Genomic DNA, 15,256 nt, shown 5'->3' with positions numbered 1-15,256 from the left:
GACAGACCCTAGCCGCGCTCCGGTGACGGAGGACCCTCGTCGGCGTGCGGGACGGCGGACGCCCCGTGCGCGGGTGACGCGGGCGGACGCGGATCGGTGCTCCGGCGGTGTGCGCCGGAGGCGGTGCGGTCCGGAGCGCCCTCGTCGAGGAACAGGTACGGCTCGTCCGGACCGCCGCCGCCCGGCTCCGGGGCGGGGCGCCCCGGCGACTCCTGGTCGAGGAACAGGTACGGCTCGCCCGGGTCCTCGCCGCCCGGGGCAGGGTCCCCCTTCGGCTTGCGGGACGTGACCGTCGCGGCCGGCCGCCCGCCGGCGCCGTGGCGCGGGAGGCGGAAGCGTCCGCCGCCCCCGCGCCGGGGGTGTCCCGCCGGCGCCGGGAGGTGTACCGCGGGGACGCCGGGGCGCGGGCGGGCACGCCAGACCCGTACCGCCAGCGACGTGACGATCGCCGTCGCGCCGGCCCACACCAGGGTCGCCGCTCCCACCTGCCACCACACCGGACCGAACCGGGAGAGTGCCGCCGGCCCCAGCGGGCCGCCCGCGAGTGCGGCGAGAGCGGACAGCGCCACCGCGCAGAGCACGCCCGCCAGGGCCGCCGCCCCGGCGGTCCGGCCGGCCGGCCAGACGGGAGCCGGGGCGCGTCCGCTGATCGTGGCGCCCCGGCCGACGTACCACCCCGTCACCGCCCCGGCCGCCAGGGGTACCGTCCCGGCCGCCCAGTTCCACGGCGTTCCCGCCCCCGCGTCCGGTACCGCCGCGAGCAGCGGGAACGGCGGCAGCAGCGGGGCGGGGGCGGAGGCGAGCGGGGTCACCGGGACGCCGTCGCCGAGGAGGAAGCCGGGGCCGAGGGCGTAGGCGGCGGCCCAGACGGCGGCGTTCGGCGCCAGGGTGACGCAGAGCAGCAGCACGGCCAGCCGGCCCGACCAGGCCTCGGTCAGTCCCAGGAACGCCTCCCGCGTCTCCTCCCCGTGCCAGGCCAGCGACACCGCCAGGAGCAGCGCCCCGCCGCCGGCCAGCACCGCCGCCCCGGCCGCCGCGGCGCGCGCCGCGACCCCGGGGCGTCCGTCCGGTCCGAGCACCAGATGGCGTGCGCCCCGGGGCAGCACCCGGCCCAGTACGCGTTCCAGCGGCCCGCTCGGGCGGCCGTACGCCGACCACACGCCCGTCCCGGCGGCCCCCACCGCGACCAGCGGCACCCACACCGCGGCCGACGCCCACACGGGCCGCAGCGCCCCGCCGGCGGCGTAGCACGCGGCGGGCACGCCGACGGCCAGGTAGCCGAGGACGACGCCCGCCAGCGCCGTACGGCCGGGCACCAGCGGGGCGTCGTCGCCCGCGTCCCCGTCCGCGGCGTCGCGGGCCGCGCGGTGCAGCAGCCACACCGGAAGCGTGAGCAGCAGCAGCGGGGAGAGGCCCATCGGGACGGGGGCTCCGGAGAGGGTGCCGGCGCGGACCAGTTCGGCGCCGTGGGCGAGCAGCCAGAGCGCCGCCGCGGTGTGCAGGGCGCCGCCGGGGCCGCTGTCCGGGTACGGCGAGCTGACCCACAGCAGCATCACCAGCACGGTGAACGCCGCGAGTCCGAGCCCGGCCGCGAGGGCACCGCCGAGGAGGCCGGAGGCCAGTCCGGGCGAGCGGTCGCGCATCCGGACGAGCAGGGCGGGCGGTGTGGAACGGCGAGCGGTCATCGTCACGCCCGCCATGCTCCCAACGACACGCGCTTTCCCGGTGTAACGGGCGAAGCCCCGCTGTGTCGCCCAATATACGTTTATGTACTTTTTCGTACGGAGGGGTGTCCAGTGACACGGAGTCCCGCCACTCCGCTCCCCCCGCCCGCGGAACGCCGACGCCTGCGCGAGGCGGGCGCCCTGACGTGGGCTCAGGTCGCCGCGCGGGTGGGCGTACGGCCCGCGACGGTGCGTGCGTGGGAGTCCGGCCGCAGCGTCCCGCGCGGCCGGACCCGGGAGGCGTACGCCACGCTGCTGGCCGGGCTGACCGGGCCGGCGCCGGCACCCGGCCCGGGGGCGGAGGCGCGAGCCGGGGCCGTGGACCGCGCACCGGGCCGTCGGCGGAGAAAGGGCGCGGCGGCGGTGGTGACGGTGCGTCCGGACGAGCCGGCCGGCGGCCCCCCGGGCGGTGTCGCGCCGGAGCCGTCGGCATTCACCCAGGCGCCCCCGGCCGCCCCCGGGGAGGCCCCGGACGGACTGACACCCGCCCAGGCGTTCGACGCCCTGTACGCCTACTGCGCCCCGGCCCTCGTCCGGCAGACGTATCTGCTCGGCGGCCGCCGCGACCTCGCGCTGGAGTCGGTGGAGCGCGCCTTCCAGCGGGCCTGGGACCACTGGCCCGAAGTGGCCCGCGACCCCGACCCGGCCGGCTGGGTGCGCGCGGCTGCGCACGAGTGGGCGCTCTCCCCGTGGCACCGGTTCCGGCGCCGTCACCGGCGGCCCGAGCCTCCGCCGTCCGATGACGACGACCGCACGCTCCTGGAGACGCTGCTGCTCCTGCCGCCGCCGTACCGCCGCACGCTGCTGCTGTACGACGGGATCGGTGTCGGTCTGCCGGAGACGGCCGCGGAGACCGAGGCCACCACCAAGGCGGCGGCCAGACGGCTGGTGCACGCGCGGGAGACCGTCGCCGCTCGGCTGCCGGAACTGTCCGATCCGCGCGAGCTGCACCGACGGCTGGCCGAGCTGGGCTCCACCGGCCGGCCGCGGGCGGCGGAGCCGCCCGCGGTGCGCGGCGGCGGCGAGCGCCGGGCACGCTTCTGGACCAGGGCCGCCATCGCCTTCACGGTCGCCCTGATCGGCACCACGGCCCTCACCCTGCACACGGCGCCCACCCGGTACGAGCCGCCGGTGCCTCCGGGGGAGACGGTCCGGGGCGTGCCGCCGCGGGTGGCGCCCGGTCCGCTGTCGCAGGAGCAGCGGGAGCTGCGGGACAGCCTCCGTGAGGAGCTGCCGCACGGAACGCAGCGGCTGACGCCGCGGGCCGGATGAACCGCCGCCGGGTGAACGCCGGCACGGACGACGGTGGGCCCGTCCCCCTGCCGGGGAACGGGCCCACCCGTACGGTGCGCGGGTGCCGGTGACTCAGCCGGCGAGGATCGCGCGCGCCAGCTTCGCCGTCTCGGTCGGCGTCTTGCCGACCTTGACGCCGGCGGCCTCGAGGGCCTCCTTCTTGGCGGCGGCCGTGCCGGAGGAGCCGGAGACGATGGCGCCGGCGTGGCCCATGGTCTTGCCCTCGGGCGCGGTGAAGCCCGCGACATAGCCGACGACCGGCTTCGTCACGTTCTCCTTGATGTAGGCCGCGGCCCGCTCCTCGGCGTCGCCGCCGATCTCACCGATCATCACGATCAGGTCGGTGTCGGGGTCGGCCTCGAACGCGGCGAGCGCGTCGATGTGCGTGGTGCCGATGACCGGGTCGCCGCCGATGCCCACGGCGGAGGAGAAGCCGATGTCACGCAGCTCGTACATCATCTGGTACGTCAGCGTGCCGGACTTCGAGACCAGGCCGATACGGCCCGGCTTGGTGATGTCGCCCGGGATGATGCCGGCGTTCGACTGACCGGGGGTGATCAGACCCGGGCAGTTCGGGCCGATGATCCGGGTCTTGTCGCCCTTCTCCACGGCGTACGCGTAGAAGGCGGCGGAGTCGTGCACCGCGATGCCCTCGGTGATGACGACCGCGAGGGGGATCTCGGCGTCGATGGCCTCGACGACGGCGGCCTTGGCGAAGGCCGGCGGGACGAAGAGGACGGACACGTTCGCGCCCGTCTTCTCCATCGCCTCGGCGACCGTGCCGAAGACCGGGATCTCGTTGCCGTCGATGTCGACGGACGTGCCCGCCTTGCGGGGGTTCACGCCACCGACGATGTTGGTGCCGTCGGCCAGCATGAGCTTGGTGTGCTTCATGCCCGTGGCACCGGTCATGCCCTGGACGATGACCTTGCTGTCCTTGTTGAGGAAGATAGCCATGGCTGTGTGTCCTCGTCCCTTACTTCGCAGCCGCGAGCTCGGCGGCCTTGTCGGCCGCGCCGTCCATGGTGTCCACGCGCTGCACCAGCGGGTGGTTGGCGTCGGAGAGGATCTTGCGACCCAGCTCGGCGTTGTTGCCGTCGAGGCGGACCACGAGGGGCTTGGTGACTTCCTCGCCCCGGTCCGCGAGCAGCTGCAGCGCCTGCACGATGCCGTTGGCGACCTCGTCGCAGGCGGTGATGCCGCCGAAGACGTTGACGAAGACGGACTTGACGTCCGGGTCGCCGAGGATGATCTCCAGGCCGTTCGCCATGACGGCGGCGGAGGCACCGCCGCCGATGTCGAGGAAGTTGGCGGGCTTGACGCCGCCGTGCGCCTCACCGGCGTAGGCGACCACGTCGAGGGTGCTCATGACGAGACCCGCGCCGTTGCCGATGATGCCGACCTCACCGTCGAGCTTGACGTAGTTGAGGTTCTTCTCCTTGGCGGCCGCCTCGAGCGGGTTGGCGGAGGCCTTGTCCTGCAGGGCCTCGTGCTCCGGCTGACGGAACTCGGCGTTCTCGTCCAGGGACACCTTGCCGTCCAGGGCGATGACGTCACCGGAGGCGACCTTGGCCAGCGGGTTGACCTCGACGAGGAGCGCGTCCTCGGCGACGAAGGTCTTCCACAGGGTGACCAGGACGTCGGCGACCTTGTCGGCGACCTCGGCCGGGAAGTTCGCGGCCTCGACGATCTCGCGCGCCTTGGCGGGGGTCACACCCTCGTTGGCGTCGATCGGGGTCTTGGCGACGGCCTCCGGGCGGGTGGCCGCCACCTCCTCGATGTCCATGCCGCCCTCGACGGAGGCGATGGAGAGGAAGGTGCGGTTGGCACGGTCGAGGAGGAAGGAGACGTAGTACTCCTCCACGATCTCGGGAGCCGTCTCGGCGATCATCACCTTGTGGACCGTGTGGCCCTTGATGTCCATGCCGAGGATGTCCGTCGCCCGCGCGACGGCCTCGTCCGGGGTCGCGGCGAGCTTGACGCCGCCGGCCTTGCCTCGGCCACCCACCTTCACCTGGGCCTTGACGACGGACTTGCCACCGAGACGCTCAGTGGCTGCGCGGGCCGCCTCAGGCGTGTCGATGACTTCACCGGCCAGCACCGGTACATCGTGCTTGGCGAAGAGGTCCCTCGCCTGGTACTCGAACAGGTCCACGCGCTTCCGTCCCTATCAGTGATCTCGCGGTTCGTTGGATGCGTGGGCGTGCCGCGAAGGGCAACGTGACGTCCGCTGTGTCACAAGGGAGGCGCACACGGTGTCCGAGCGCGCGGCATGTCCATCTCGCAGGCTATCGCCGCTTGGGTGACCTCTCTAAATCGCGGGTCACACGTGAGCGGTGATACCTGTCACATGATGCCGCGCTCCCTGGCACGGCGTGCCGGAGGTGAGGGGCCTCACCGGGCTGGGGTTGGCCCGGTGAGGCCCTGCCGCACCACCCGGAAGGGGCGGATGTCCGGCTTCCGGGATGGCGGGGCGACCGGGCCCACCCCAAGGGGACCGGTCACCCCTCCGCGAGGTCGCGCCCGGACGAGCCGACGGATTTCGACTGTCCGGTTACCGATGCTCTGCGGAGTCCTTTGTTACCCGTGAGTCAGGTGAGGGCGGGAGGCGGGTACGGACAAGCGCACCGAACGCCGTCCGGTTCACGGCGGTTTCCGCCCGGGCGGGGAGATCATCCGCCGGGACCGCCCGCTCACACCCTCACGCGCTCGTCCCGCGGCGGGTGAGGGCCTTCGTCAGGCGGGCGGGACCGGGACGTCCCGGCACCGGTCCCGGGTCCCGGACACCTCGGCGCGCGCCGTGGCACCGGGGACGAGCCCGGTGGCGGGCCGGTGGTGGATCGCCGGGACGGCACCCGCGTCGCCGTGCCGCTGAGTGCCCTGGTCCGCCGACGAACGGCCGCCCAGGACGCCGTCCGGCATGCCGCCGGGGGGAGCGTGGGGGGCGAGCAGGGCGGGCCCGGTGCCCGGCGCGCGGGTGCCGTCCCGCTCGGCCCGCTGGGCGTCCCGGCCCTCGCGGCCGCTGTCGTACGGCGCGCCGTGGCCGTCGGTGAACCCGTCCGTGGACCGCTGGCCGTGGGTGACGGGGTGCGCGGTCACGGCCGGTCCGCTCCGCGCGCCCGGGATGCCGGGGGTGTCAGGTACGTCGGGAGCGCGATCGCCGGGGGGCGGGGAGGTGGGCTGGCGCGTGCCGGGCGGGCCCGTCCCGGGGCTACCGGGGAGGGCGGGCGCGGACGGGCCGGGCAGCGGGGGGAATTCCGGCAGCGGCGCGGGCCGGTGCGGCACGGGCAGCTTCCCGACGGTGGCGGTCAGCTCCGAGGCTGCCCGGCCCAGGTCTCCGGCCACCTCGCCCACCAGGTCGCCGGCCGGTCGCACGGTCCGCCGGCCCACGGAACGGACCACCGTTTCGGTCAGCGGACGCCCGGCCTCGTCCTGACGCGACGCGGTGAGGGCGCCGACGACCACTCCGGGAGCAGCGGAGAGGGACGGAACACGGGGGCCGGGGGACGCAGCGGGGCTCGGCGAGCCGCTTGGTCCGGTTGATCCGGTCGGTGCGGTCGGTGCGGTGGGTGCGGTGGGTGCTGCCGATCCGGCCGGCACGGTCGGTGCGGCCAGCACGGTCGGTGCGGCCAGCACGGTCGGTGCCGCCGATCCGGCCGGCACGGTCGGTGCGGCCAGCACGGTCGGTGCCGCCGATTCGGCCGGCGCGGTCGGTGCGGCCAGCGCGGTCGGTGCCGCTGATCCGGTCGGCGCGGTCGGTGGGGTGCCTCCATCCGGTCCAGTCGGCCCGCCCGATCCAGTGGATGCACCCGGTCCGCTCGCCGCCCGTGCTTCGACGACGGCGGAGGTTCCCGCGTCCGGCGTGTCGTCCGCCGCCCGTGCCCGCTCCCCGCACAGCACTCCGAGCACGAACACCGCACCCACCAGCAGCGCCAGCCGGACCGCACGCCGCCCGGCCGCGCCGCGCAGCGTGCGCGGGGCGGCACCGGGCAGGGCCGGGGACCGGGTCAAGAGGGGCTTCCTCCCGGACGGCGGGACGAGTGGGGACACCGATCGGGGTCCGCGTCGAACGGCGCCGATCCTCGCACGCGGCTCCCGAGCCCGCGCAAGCCCCGGGTCACCGTTGGGCGGTCATGTCCGTTTTCCCCGGCCCGGTCGCGGGTGCGGCGCCGTCATCCCGCGTCCGGTACCGGCAGCGGCCGCTTCTCGATCGCCGCCGCCATCACCTCCGGGAACAGATCGGGTGTGCAGGCGAACGCCGGCACGCCCAGCGCGGCGAGGGCGGCCGCGTGCTCCCTGTCGTAGGCGGGCGCCCCGTCGTCGGACAGCGCCAGCAGCGCCACGAACCCCACCCCGGACGCCTTCATCGCCGCCGCCCGCTGGAGCATCTCGTCGCGTATCCCTCCCTCGTAGAGGTCGCTGATCAGCACGAGCACCGTCTCCGTGGGCCGGGTGATCCGCGACTGGCAGTAGGCGAGCGCCCGGTTGATGTCCGTACCGCCGCCGAGCCGGGTGCCGAAGAGCACGTCGACGGGGTCGTCGAGCCGGTCGGTGAGGTCCACGACCGCCGTGTCGAAGGCGACGAACCGCGTGTCCACCGCCCGCACGGACGCCAGCACTGCCCCGAACACCGACGCGTACACGACGGACGCCGCCATCGACCCCGACTGGTCGACGCACAGGACGATCTCCTTGCGCACCGACCGCGAGGCGCGCCCGTATCCGATGAGCCGCTCGGGCACGACCGTCCGGTGTTCCGGGAGGTAGTGCCTGAGGTTGGCCGCGATCGTGCGGGTCCAGTCGACGTCGTGGTGGCGCGGCCGGCTGACGCGGGCGCCGCGGTCGAGGGCGCCGGTGAGGGTGGACCGGGTGCGGGTGGCGAGCCGCTCCTCCAGGTCCCGGACGACCTTGCGCACGACGGCCCGTGCCGTCTCCTTCGTGGTCTCGGGCATGGCCTTGTCGAGCGACAGCAGCGTCCCGACGAGATGGACGTCGGCCTCGACCGCCTCCAGCATCTCCGGTTCCAGCAGCAGCGTGGCGAGTCCGAGCCGGTCGATGGCGTCGCGCTGCATGACCTGGACGACGGAGGCCGGGAAGTAGGTGCGGATGTCCCCCAGCCAGCGGGCCACCGACGGCGCCGACGCCCCCAGCGCCGCCGAACGGTCCCCGCCCGCCCGCGGTCCGTCCGCCGTGCCGTAGAGCGCGGCGAGCGCCCCGTCCATCGCGGTGTCCTGCCCGGACAGCGCGTGGCCGGTCCCGTCGGCCGCGTCCCCGCCGAGCACGAGGCGCCATCTGCGCAGCCGCTCCCCCGCCGCCGGGTCCGTCGTCGTGCCCGCCATGCCCGTCTCCTCCTCCCGGTGCGTGCCCGTCATCCCGCCGGCCCGGCCGGTCCGGTGGCCGCCTCCTCGTCCTCCGCGTCCGGACCGCCCAGCAGCAGTCGCAGCACCGGCAGCACGGCGTCCGCGCGGGCGGTGTCGAGGCCGGGCGCGAAGCCGGGTGGGCCGCCGCCCGTGCCCGTCACGCTCCCGCGTGCTCCCGGTCCGCGCCGGACCAGTTCGCCGAGGGTGCGCCGCACCCCGGGCTCGTACGCCGAGAACGTGCGCCGCACCAGCGGCAGTACGTCCGTGAAGGCCTCCGCCGGTATCCCGGTCAGCCAGGCGTCGACCAGTGCGAGCAGCCGCTCGTCGTGGACCAGGAGCAGTCCGCCGCCGGATTCCGCGCCGACGAACCCCTCGATCCAGGCGGCGGCGTCCGCCGGCGGCGTGCCCCGCGACAGCGCGAGCCCCATGAGCCGCGCCGCCTCGTCCCGCGCCAGTTCCCCGCCGTCCAGCAGCAGCCGTACGCACCGGCCCCGGATGACGCCGGGCACGGTGTCCCGGGCGGACAGTGTCCGCAGGACCGACTGCCAGCGGGCGCGGAGCGTCCGGTGGTCCGGTGCGGGCGAGTCGCCGAGGAGGCCCACCGCGCCGTGGACCGCGTCGACGTGGCCGCGCATCTCCTCGGCGGCGTCCGCGTCCAGTGCGGCGCAGGCCGGGGGCAGGCCGACGAAGATCCGCCCGGCCAGCCCGGAGGCGACCTCCGCCAGCGCCGCGGTGTCCGTGCCGCGCACGTCCCCGTAGCGCAGGGAGCGGACCAGGGCGGGCAGCGCCCGGGCGAGGCGGCCGACGTCCGTGTCGAGGGCCACCCGGTCGGCGAGAATCCGCATCACGGTGGGCAGCGCCCCGGACAGCCCGGCCAGCAGGCAGTGCTCGGCGAGCCCGGTGACCGCGTCGAGGCCCCGCGCGGTGACGGCGTCCGTCTCCGCCTTGGCGGTCGCGGCGGCGTGGACGGTCGTCCCCCACACCCCGGCCTCGGCGACCCGTACGGACAGCTCCGGCTCCCAGCGCAGCCGCCAGCTCTCCCGGAAGGTCCCGGTGCCGCCGCGCGAGACGGCGGTCTCCCCCCAGGCGATGCCGAGCAGCCGCAGCCGGTGCAGCAGTCTGCTGCGCTCCGCGTCGGTGTCCTTGCGCAGGTCGAGATCCAGTTCCCGCTCCGCCGCCTCGGGCTTCAGCCGCAGCCGGCGCTGGATCCGCGCGAGGTCCCGCTGCAGCGGGACGGCGGGCGCCGTGGCCGGTACCTCCCCCAGGACGTCGCCGACGACCAGCCGGTCGCGCACCAGCGCCAGCGGCACGTCGGAGCCGTCGCACATCACCGCCCGCACCGCGTCCGTCGTCTCGCTCAGCCCGGCCAGCGGACGTCCACGCATCGCCGCGAGGGTCTCCGCCAGCCGCACGGCCTCGATGACGTGCGCAGACGAGACCATCCGGTCCTCGGCCCGCAGCAACCCGGCCACCTTGGTCAGCCAGCGCTCCACCGGCCGGTCCGGGGCGTCGAACAGGTGCCCGTACCAGCCGGGGGAGTCGATGCCCGCGCCGTAGCCGCTCGCCCGGGAGAGCCTGCGGTGGGTCCAGGGCACCCAGGTCATGTCCGTCTTCACCTTGGGCAGCCCCTTCAGCAGGGCCCGGTCGGCGGCGACGGGGGAACCGCGGCGCAGCGCCGGCACGTGCCAGGCACCGCACACCACGGCCACGCCGTCCTCGAACTCCCGCCGCGCCGCCCGGATCCGCAGCCGCATGTGGGCCTCGCGGACCAGGTCCCGCCCGTGTCCCCCGCCGCCGCACTCCTCCCGCAGCGCGGTCATCGCCTCCTCCAGCGCCGTGAACGGTGCGACCGGGTCCCCCTTCCCCACGCCCCGGTGCTCGACGACGTCCTCCCACCACCGCTCGGCGTCGTCGTACCCCGCGGCCCCGGCCAGCACCCCCAGGGGGTCGGTCCGCACGTCCGGCTCCGGCACGGTGCCCTCACCGGCTCCGGGGGCCGGCCCCTCGTCCTCCTCGCGGGCCAGCGTGTGCGCCGCCGGCAGGTCGATGAAGCGGGCCGGGACTCCGTGCTCCAGCGCCCAGCGGATGGCGACCCACTCCGGGGAGAACCCGGCCAGGGGCCAGAAGGCCGAGCGTCCGGGCTCGTCCACGGCGTGGGCGAGCAGGGCGACGGGCGGCCGCATGTCCTCCCCGGCGGCCAGCGGGATCAGCGCGTCCGCCTCGGGCGGCCCCTCGATCAGCACGACGCCCGGCCGGGCGTCGTCCAGCGCCGCCCGCACCGCCCGTGCCGACCCCGGGCCGTGGTGCCGCACCCCGAGCAGCAGCGGCTCCGTGGTGTCCGCCTTACCTCCGCTCACGCGCCGGCCTCCCGGCAGGCCCGGTAGAAGTCCTTCCAGCCGTCCCGCTCGCGGACGACGGTCTCCAGGTACTCCTGCCAGACGACACGGTCCGCCGCCGGGTCGCGGACGACCGCGCCGACGATGCCCGCGGCGATGTCCCCGGCCCGCAGCACCCCGTCGCCGAAGTGCGCGGCGAGCGCCAGTCCGCCCGTGACCACGGAGATGGCCTCCGCCGTCGACAGCGTGCCGCTGGGTGACTTGAGCCTGGTGCGGCCGTCGGCCGTCACCCCGTCGCGCAGCTCGCGGAAGACGGTGACGACACGGCGGATCTCGTCGATGCCGTCGGGCACGGCCGGCAGGTCGAGGGAGCGGCCGAGCTGGCCGACGCGGCGCGAGACGATGTCGACCTCCGCCTCCGGTGTCCCCGGCAGCGGCAGCACCACGGTGTTGAAGCGGCGGCGCAGGGCGCTGGACAGTTCGTTGACCCCGCGGTCGCGGTCGTTGGCCGTGGCGATCAGGTTGAAGCCGCGGACGGCCTGCACCTCCTGGCCCAGCTCCGGTATCGGCAGCGTCTTCTCCGACAGGATCGTGATCAGCGTGTCCTGCACGTCGGCCGGGATGCGGGTCAGCTCCTCGACACGGACCGTCATGCCCTCCGCCATGGCCCGCATCACCGGACTGGGCACCAGGGCGTCCCGGCTGGGGCCGTCGGCGAGCAGCCGGGCGTAGTTCCAGCCGTAGCGGATGGCCTCCTCCGGGGTACCGGCCGTGCCCTGCACCAGCAGGGTGGAATCACCGCTGACCGCCGCGGCCAGGTGCTCGGAGACCCAGGTCTTCGCGGTGCCGGGCACCCCGAGCAGCAGCAGGGCACGGTCGGTGGCGAGGGTGGTGACCGCGACCTCGACGAGCCGACGCGGGCCGACGTACTTCGGCGTGATCACCGTGCCGTCCGGCAGGGTGCCGCCCAGGAGGTAGGTGGCGACGGCCCACGGCGAGAGTCTCCAGCGCGCGGGGCGCGGACGGTCGTCCTGCGCGGCCAGCGCGGCGAGTTCGGCGGCGAAGGCGTCCTCGGCGTGCGGCCGCAGCGTGTCCCGTTCGACAGGCACAGTCATGGCTGAGTCCCCCTCCAGTTCGGCCGGTTCGGATCTGTCACCCACCGTGCACCACGCCACTGACAATCGCTCCGACCTGCACTGATGCACCGTCAGGGCCGATTGTCAGTGGGGGGATCTAATTTCGTCGGCATGACTGAGCAGGAGGTGCGCTGGACCGCGGACCGGGTGCTGGCACTGGCGCCCGACGCCGCGTCACGGGCCGCGGGGACCGAAGCCGCCGCGGCCGGGCTGTGGTCGGAGGCCGGCTGTTCCGGCTCGGGGACGGTGTGGGGGCTGTGCCGGGGCGGGGGCGGCGCGCCGTACCGGACGGTCGTCGACACGGCGGACGCCTCCGGTCCCGCGTACACGTGCGGTTGCCCGGGCCGTGGGGCCCCGTGCGAGCACGCGCTCGGGCTGCTGCTGCTCTGGGCGGGCGGAGGGGGAAAGGTGCCGCGGGCGGAGATACCGCGGTGGGCCGCGCAGTGGGTCGCGGGCCGGCGCACCGGCGCCGGGGAGGGGAGGACCGCGGACGCGGCGGGTTCCCCTCCCCGGGCCGCCGGTGGCGAGGCGGCGCGGCGCAGGGCGGAGCGCCGGGCCGAGCGGGTCACGGCGGGAGCGGAGGAGCTGGAGCGGCGTCTGACGGATCTGTTCCGGACCGGTCTGGCCTCGGCCGGGCAGGCGGGGCACGGCCGGTGGGAGGAGACCGCGGCCCGCATGGTCGACGCCCAGGCGCCGGGACTCGCCACCCGGGTGCGGGAACTGGGCGCGCTCCCGGGCGGACCGGTCCGGCTGCTGGAGGAGTGCGCGCTGCTGCACCTGCTGGCCCGGGGCTGGCTGCGCCGCGACCTGCTGCCGGAAGGGCTCGCCGCGACCGTCCGCACCCGTGTCGGCCTGCCCGCCTCGGCGGACGGCCCTCCCGTACGGGACCACTGGCTGGTCCTCGCCCAGTACGACACGGCGGACAGCCGGCTGACGACCCGCCGCATCTGGCTGTACGGCACCGGTTCGGGCCGTACGGCGCTGCTCCTCTCCTACGGCCCGGCCGGCCGCGCCCCGGAGATCGCGCTGCCGGTCGGGCAGGCCCTGGACGCGGAGCTGTCCGCCTACCGCGGCGGGGCCGGGCCGAGGGCCGCCCTGGGGGAACGGTTCGCCGCCCCCGCGCCGACGACGGTGCGTCCGTCGGGCACGTCGACACCACGGGCGGTCGCCCGCTACGGCGAGGCGCTGCGCGACGACCCCTGGCTGGACTCGGTCCCGGTGACCCTGGACCGGGTGGTGCCGGTGCCGGACGGGGACGGCTGGCAGCTGGCCGACGCCGACGGGGACACGGCCCTGCCGCTCTCCCCCACCGCGCGGTCCCGGCCGGGCCTGTGGCGCCTGGTCGCCCTGTCGGGCGGCGCCCCGGTCAGTGTCTTCGGCGAATGCGGCCATCAGGGATTCACCCCTTTGGCGGCATGGCCCGAGGGGCCCGGTGAGGCGGTACCGCTGTGCTGAGCGGGGCGCCCGGCACCGCCCCTCCTCACCCCAGGCATCTTTCGGACATCACGGGACACTCGGACCACCTGAGTGTCCGACCGCACCGGGACCCCCGCCGGAAAGGAAGCTCATGAGCCGGACGACCGCCGCCGTGGACACGGCCCTCCCGGGCGACTGGGAGGAGCTGGTGACCACGGCCGTGCTGGGCACGGACCGGCGCGCCCCGGCGGGCGTAGGGCCCGGCCGGCAGGCGGCCGCGGTCCTGCTGGACGCCGCGGCGGCGGCGACCGTGCGGCGTCGGGCCGGGCTGCGGCCCGCACCGGCCGCGGAACGTCCCGGGCCCGCGCCGGAGGACCGGCGCCCCGCGCTGCCGCCGGCCGCCGCCCGCCGGCTCGCGATGCTGCTCGCGAACCGTCCCGGCGCCTCCGGCACGGGCCGCCGGGGCACGGCACCGGACCTCATGGAGCTGCTGCCCCAGTGGCTGGCGGTGGCGAACGCCCGCGGTTTCGCGCCGCCTCCCGCCCTCCTGCCCGCCCTGCTCGACGCGGCGCGGGGCCGTACCGACCTGCGCCCGTCGGCGCTCAGGTTCGCGGGGCCGCGCGCGCTGTGGCTGGCCCGGCTCAACCCGGACTGGCGGTTCGCCCTGCGGTCCGCCCCGGGCGGCGGCACGTCCGTGCCCGCCCGACACGACACGGGGGGCATGCGCCGGCTCTGGCAGGAGGGCCTCTTCGCCGAACGGGTCGCCGTCCTCGGCGCCCTGCGCTCGCGGGAACCGGCCGCCGCGCGCGAACTCCTCGCGTCGACCTGGGCGACGGAGCGGGCCGAGGACCGGCTGATGTTCCTGGACTCGCTGCGCACCGGACTGGGTCCGGACGACGAGCCCTTCCTGGAGCAGGCTCTTGCCGACCGCAGCCGGAACGTGCGGGCGACGGCGGCGGAGTTGCTCTCGGCGCTGCCCGGGTCGGCCCTGGCGCGGCGGATGGCGGTCAGGGCGGGCGCCTGTGTGGCCGTGGACCGCACGCGGGACACGCCGGTCATCGTCGTCGAGGCGCCGCACGAGTGCGACGCGCACATGGAGCGCGACGGGGTGGTGGCCAAGGCCCCCGCGGGGCGCGGCGAACGCTCGTGGTGGTTCGGTCAGTTGGCGGAGGCGGCGCCGCTCGGCAGCTGGTCGCGGCGGCTCGGCGGGCGTACGCCCCGGGAGATCGTCGCCCTGCCGGTGGCGGACGACTGGCGGAGCGAACTGCACGCGGCCTGGTGCCGGGCGGCGGTGCGGCAGCGGGATCCCGCATGGTCCCGGGCGCTGCTCGGGGAGCCCTCCGCCCCGGAGGCGGGCGGGCCGGGGGCGGTGTCCCTGGCCGAGCGCGCCAAGCTGCTCGGCACGCTGGGCCCCGCCGAACGGGCGGAGTGGGTGGCCGGGTTCATCGAGACGCACGGCCTGTCCGAGGCGTTCCAGCTGCTCGGCGTGTGTGCCGTGCCCTGGGCCGCGCCCCTCGGGCGGGCGGTGGTCGACGCGCTCAACATCGCGCGGGACGCAGGGAGTTATCCATGGAGTTTCAGCGGAGTCATGGGCCTGGCCGAACGCTGCCTGGACCCGTCCGAGGCCGGCCGCCTCGACGCGCTCCTGGCGGTACCGGACGAGCCGGAGGACGCGTCACCAGGAGCCGGGGGCTACTGGTCGGAGGCGTTCCAGCGGCTGGTCACGACACTGCGGCTGCGCGCGGCGATGCTCGCGGAGCTGTCACCGCCGGCGCCCTGACCCGGCCCGCGCATGACGGACCCCCGGCCCGCGGCACCGGCACCCCTGCGCCGGACGGGAGTGCCCGAGCGCCCGCGGCGGGCCCTGCCGCGCGGCACGGGGACACGCGTCCGGCGCGGGTGGCCGTGCGGAACGGCGGCACCCGCCGTCGTGCCGCCTCCGGCCCGGCACCGCTCGGGCGTGCGGGCGCCGCATGGCCGCCCGCCGGACG

General features: G+C 76.1%; 10 protein-coding genes. 3 read left to right on the top strand and 7 right to left on the bottom strand.

The genetic code is table 11. The features are described 5' to 3' along the window. Nucleotides 1-8 precede the first annotated feature (8 nt). Nucleotides 9-1,700: a cell division protein PerM gene (locus IE172_RS29205; protein WP_229886535.1), complete on the bottom strand. Its 1,692-nt coding sequence runs from the start codon at nt 1,698-1,700 to the stop codon at nt 9-11. Between the two features lie 96 nt (nt 1,701-1,796). Here IE172_RS29205 and IE172_RS29200 point away from each other — a divergent pair, with 96 nt between their 5' ends. Then, nucleotides 1,797-2,996, top strand: a complete 1,200-nt coding sequence (locus tag IE172_RS29200; protein WP_190100332.1) for a helix-turn-helix domain-containing protein — start codon at nt 1,797-1,799, stop codon at nt 2,994-2,996. Between the two features lie 93 nt (nt 2,997-3,089). On the opposite strand, the gene sucD is transcribed toward IE172_RS29200, so the two are convergent. The 6 genes from sucD to IE172_RS29170 form a co-directional block, all read right to left on the bottom strand. After that, nucleotides 3,090-3,974, bottom strand: coding sequence for a succinate--CoA ligase subunit alpha (sucD, locus tag IE172_RS29195; RefSeq protein ID WP_190100331.1), 885 nt, complete (start codon nt 3,972-3,974; stop codon nt 3,090-3,092). 19 nt (nt 3,975-3,993) lie between these two features. Continuing rightward, entirely contained in the window at nt 3,994-5,172 is a 1,179-nt protein-coding gene (sucC, locus tag IE172_RS29190; protein ID WP_189558339.1) for an ADP-forming succinate--CoA ligase subunit beta, read from the bottom strand. A 581-nt stretch (nt 5,173-5,753) separates the two neighbouring features. Further along, nucleotides 5,754-7,028, bottom strand: a complete 1,275-nt coding sequence (locus IE172_RS29185) for a hypothetical protein (RefSeq protein WP_190100330.1) — start codon at nt 7,026-7,028, stop codon at nt 5,754-5,756. Between the two features lie 161 nt (nt 7,029-7,189). Next, on the bottom strand, nt 7,190-8,356 hold the full coding sequence (locus IE172_RS29180) for a VWA domain-containing protein (protein WP_190100329.1): 1,167 nt from the start codon (nt 8,354-8,356) through the stop codon (nt 7,190-7,192). 29 nt (nt 8,357-8,385) lie between these two features. Next, the gene (locus tag IE172_RS29175) at nt 8,386-10,734 is read right to left on the bottom strand and encodes a DUF5682 family protein (protein ID WP_190100328.1); all 2,349 of its coding nucleotides are present in this window, start codon (nt 10,732-10,734) and stop codon (nt 8,386-8,388) included. Then, nucleotides 10,731-11,828 (bottom strand): ATP-binding protein, encoded by a 1,098-nt coding sequence (locus tag IE172_RS29170; RefSeq protein ID WP_190100327.1) that lies wholly within the window; start codon nt 11,826-11,828, stop codon nt 10,731-10,733. Before IE172_RS29170 ends, IE172_RS29175 begins: the two co-directional genes overlap by 4 nt. A gap of 132 nt (nt 11,829-11,960) precedes the next feature. Here IE172_RS29170 and IE172_RS29165 point away from each other — a divergent pair, with 132 nt between their 5' ends. Both IE172_RS29165 and IE172_RS29160 read left to right on the top strand, forming a co-directional pair. Continuing rightward, nucleotides 11,961-13,304 (top strand): SWIM zinc finger family protein, encoded by a 1,344-nt coding sequence (locus IE172_RS29165; protein WP_190100326.1) that lies wholly within the window; start codon nt 11,961-11,963, stop codon nt 13,302-13,304. A gap of 112 nt (nt 13,305-13,416) precedes the next feature. Next, a complete protein-coding gene (locus tag IE172_RS29160) occupies nt 13,417-15,045 on the top strand; it encodes a DUF5691 domain-containing protein (protein WP_190100325.1) in 1,629 nt (542 codons plus the stop codon). Nucleotides 15,046-15,256: the final 211 nt, after the last annotated feature.

Source organism: Streptomyces griseoflavus (assembly GCF_014649995.1).
Taxonomy (GTDB): Bacteria; Actinomycetota; Actinomycetes; order Streptomycetales; family Streptomycetaceae; genus Streptomyces; species Streptomyces griseoflavus.
This window is presented reverse-complemented; position numbering and strand designations above follow the sequence as displayed.

Excerpts from the sequence above, each read along its gene's own strand:
- IE172_RS29205 (WP_229886535.1), bottom strand. The coding sequence starts at position 1,700 with ATGGCGGGCGTGACGATGACCGCTCGCCGTTCCACACCGCCCGCCCTG.
- IE172_RS29165 (WP_190100326.1), top strand. The coding sequence starts at position 11,961 with ATGACTGAGCAGGAGGTGCGCTGGACCGCGGACCGGGTGCTGGCACTG.
- IE172_RS29180 (WP_190100329.1), bottom strand. The coding sequence starts at position 8,356 with ATGGCGGGCACGACGACGGACCCGGCGGCGGGGGAGCGGCTGCGCAGA.
- IE172_RS29170 (WP_190100327.1), bottom strand. The coding sequence starts at position 11,828 with ATGACTGTGCCTGTCGAACGGGACACGCTGCGGCCGCACGCCGAGGAC.
- sucD (WP_190100331.1), bottom strand. The coding sequence starts at position 3,974 with ATGGCTATCTTCCTCAACAAGGACAGCAAGGTCATCGTCCAGGGCATG.
- IE172_RS29160 (WP_190100325.1), top strand. The coding sequence starts at position 13,417 with ATGAGCCGGACGACCGCCGCCGTGGACACGGCCCTCCCGGGCGACTGG.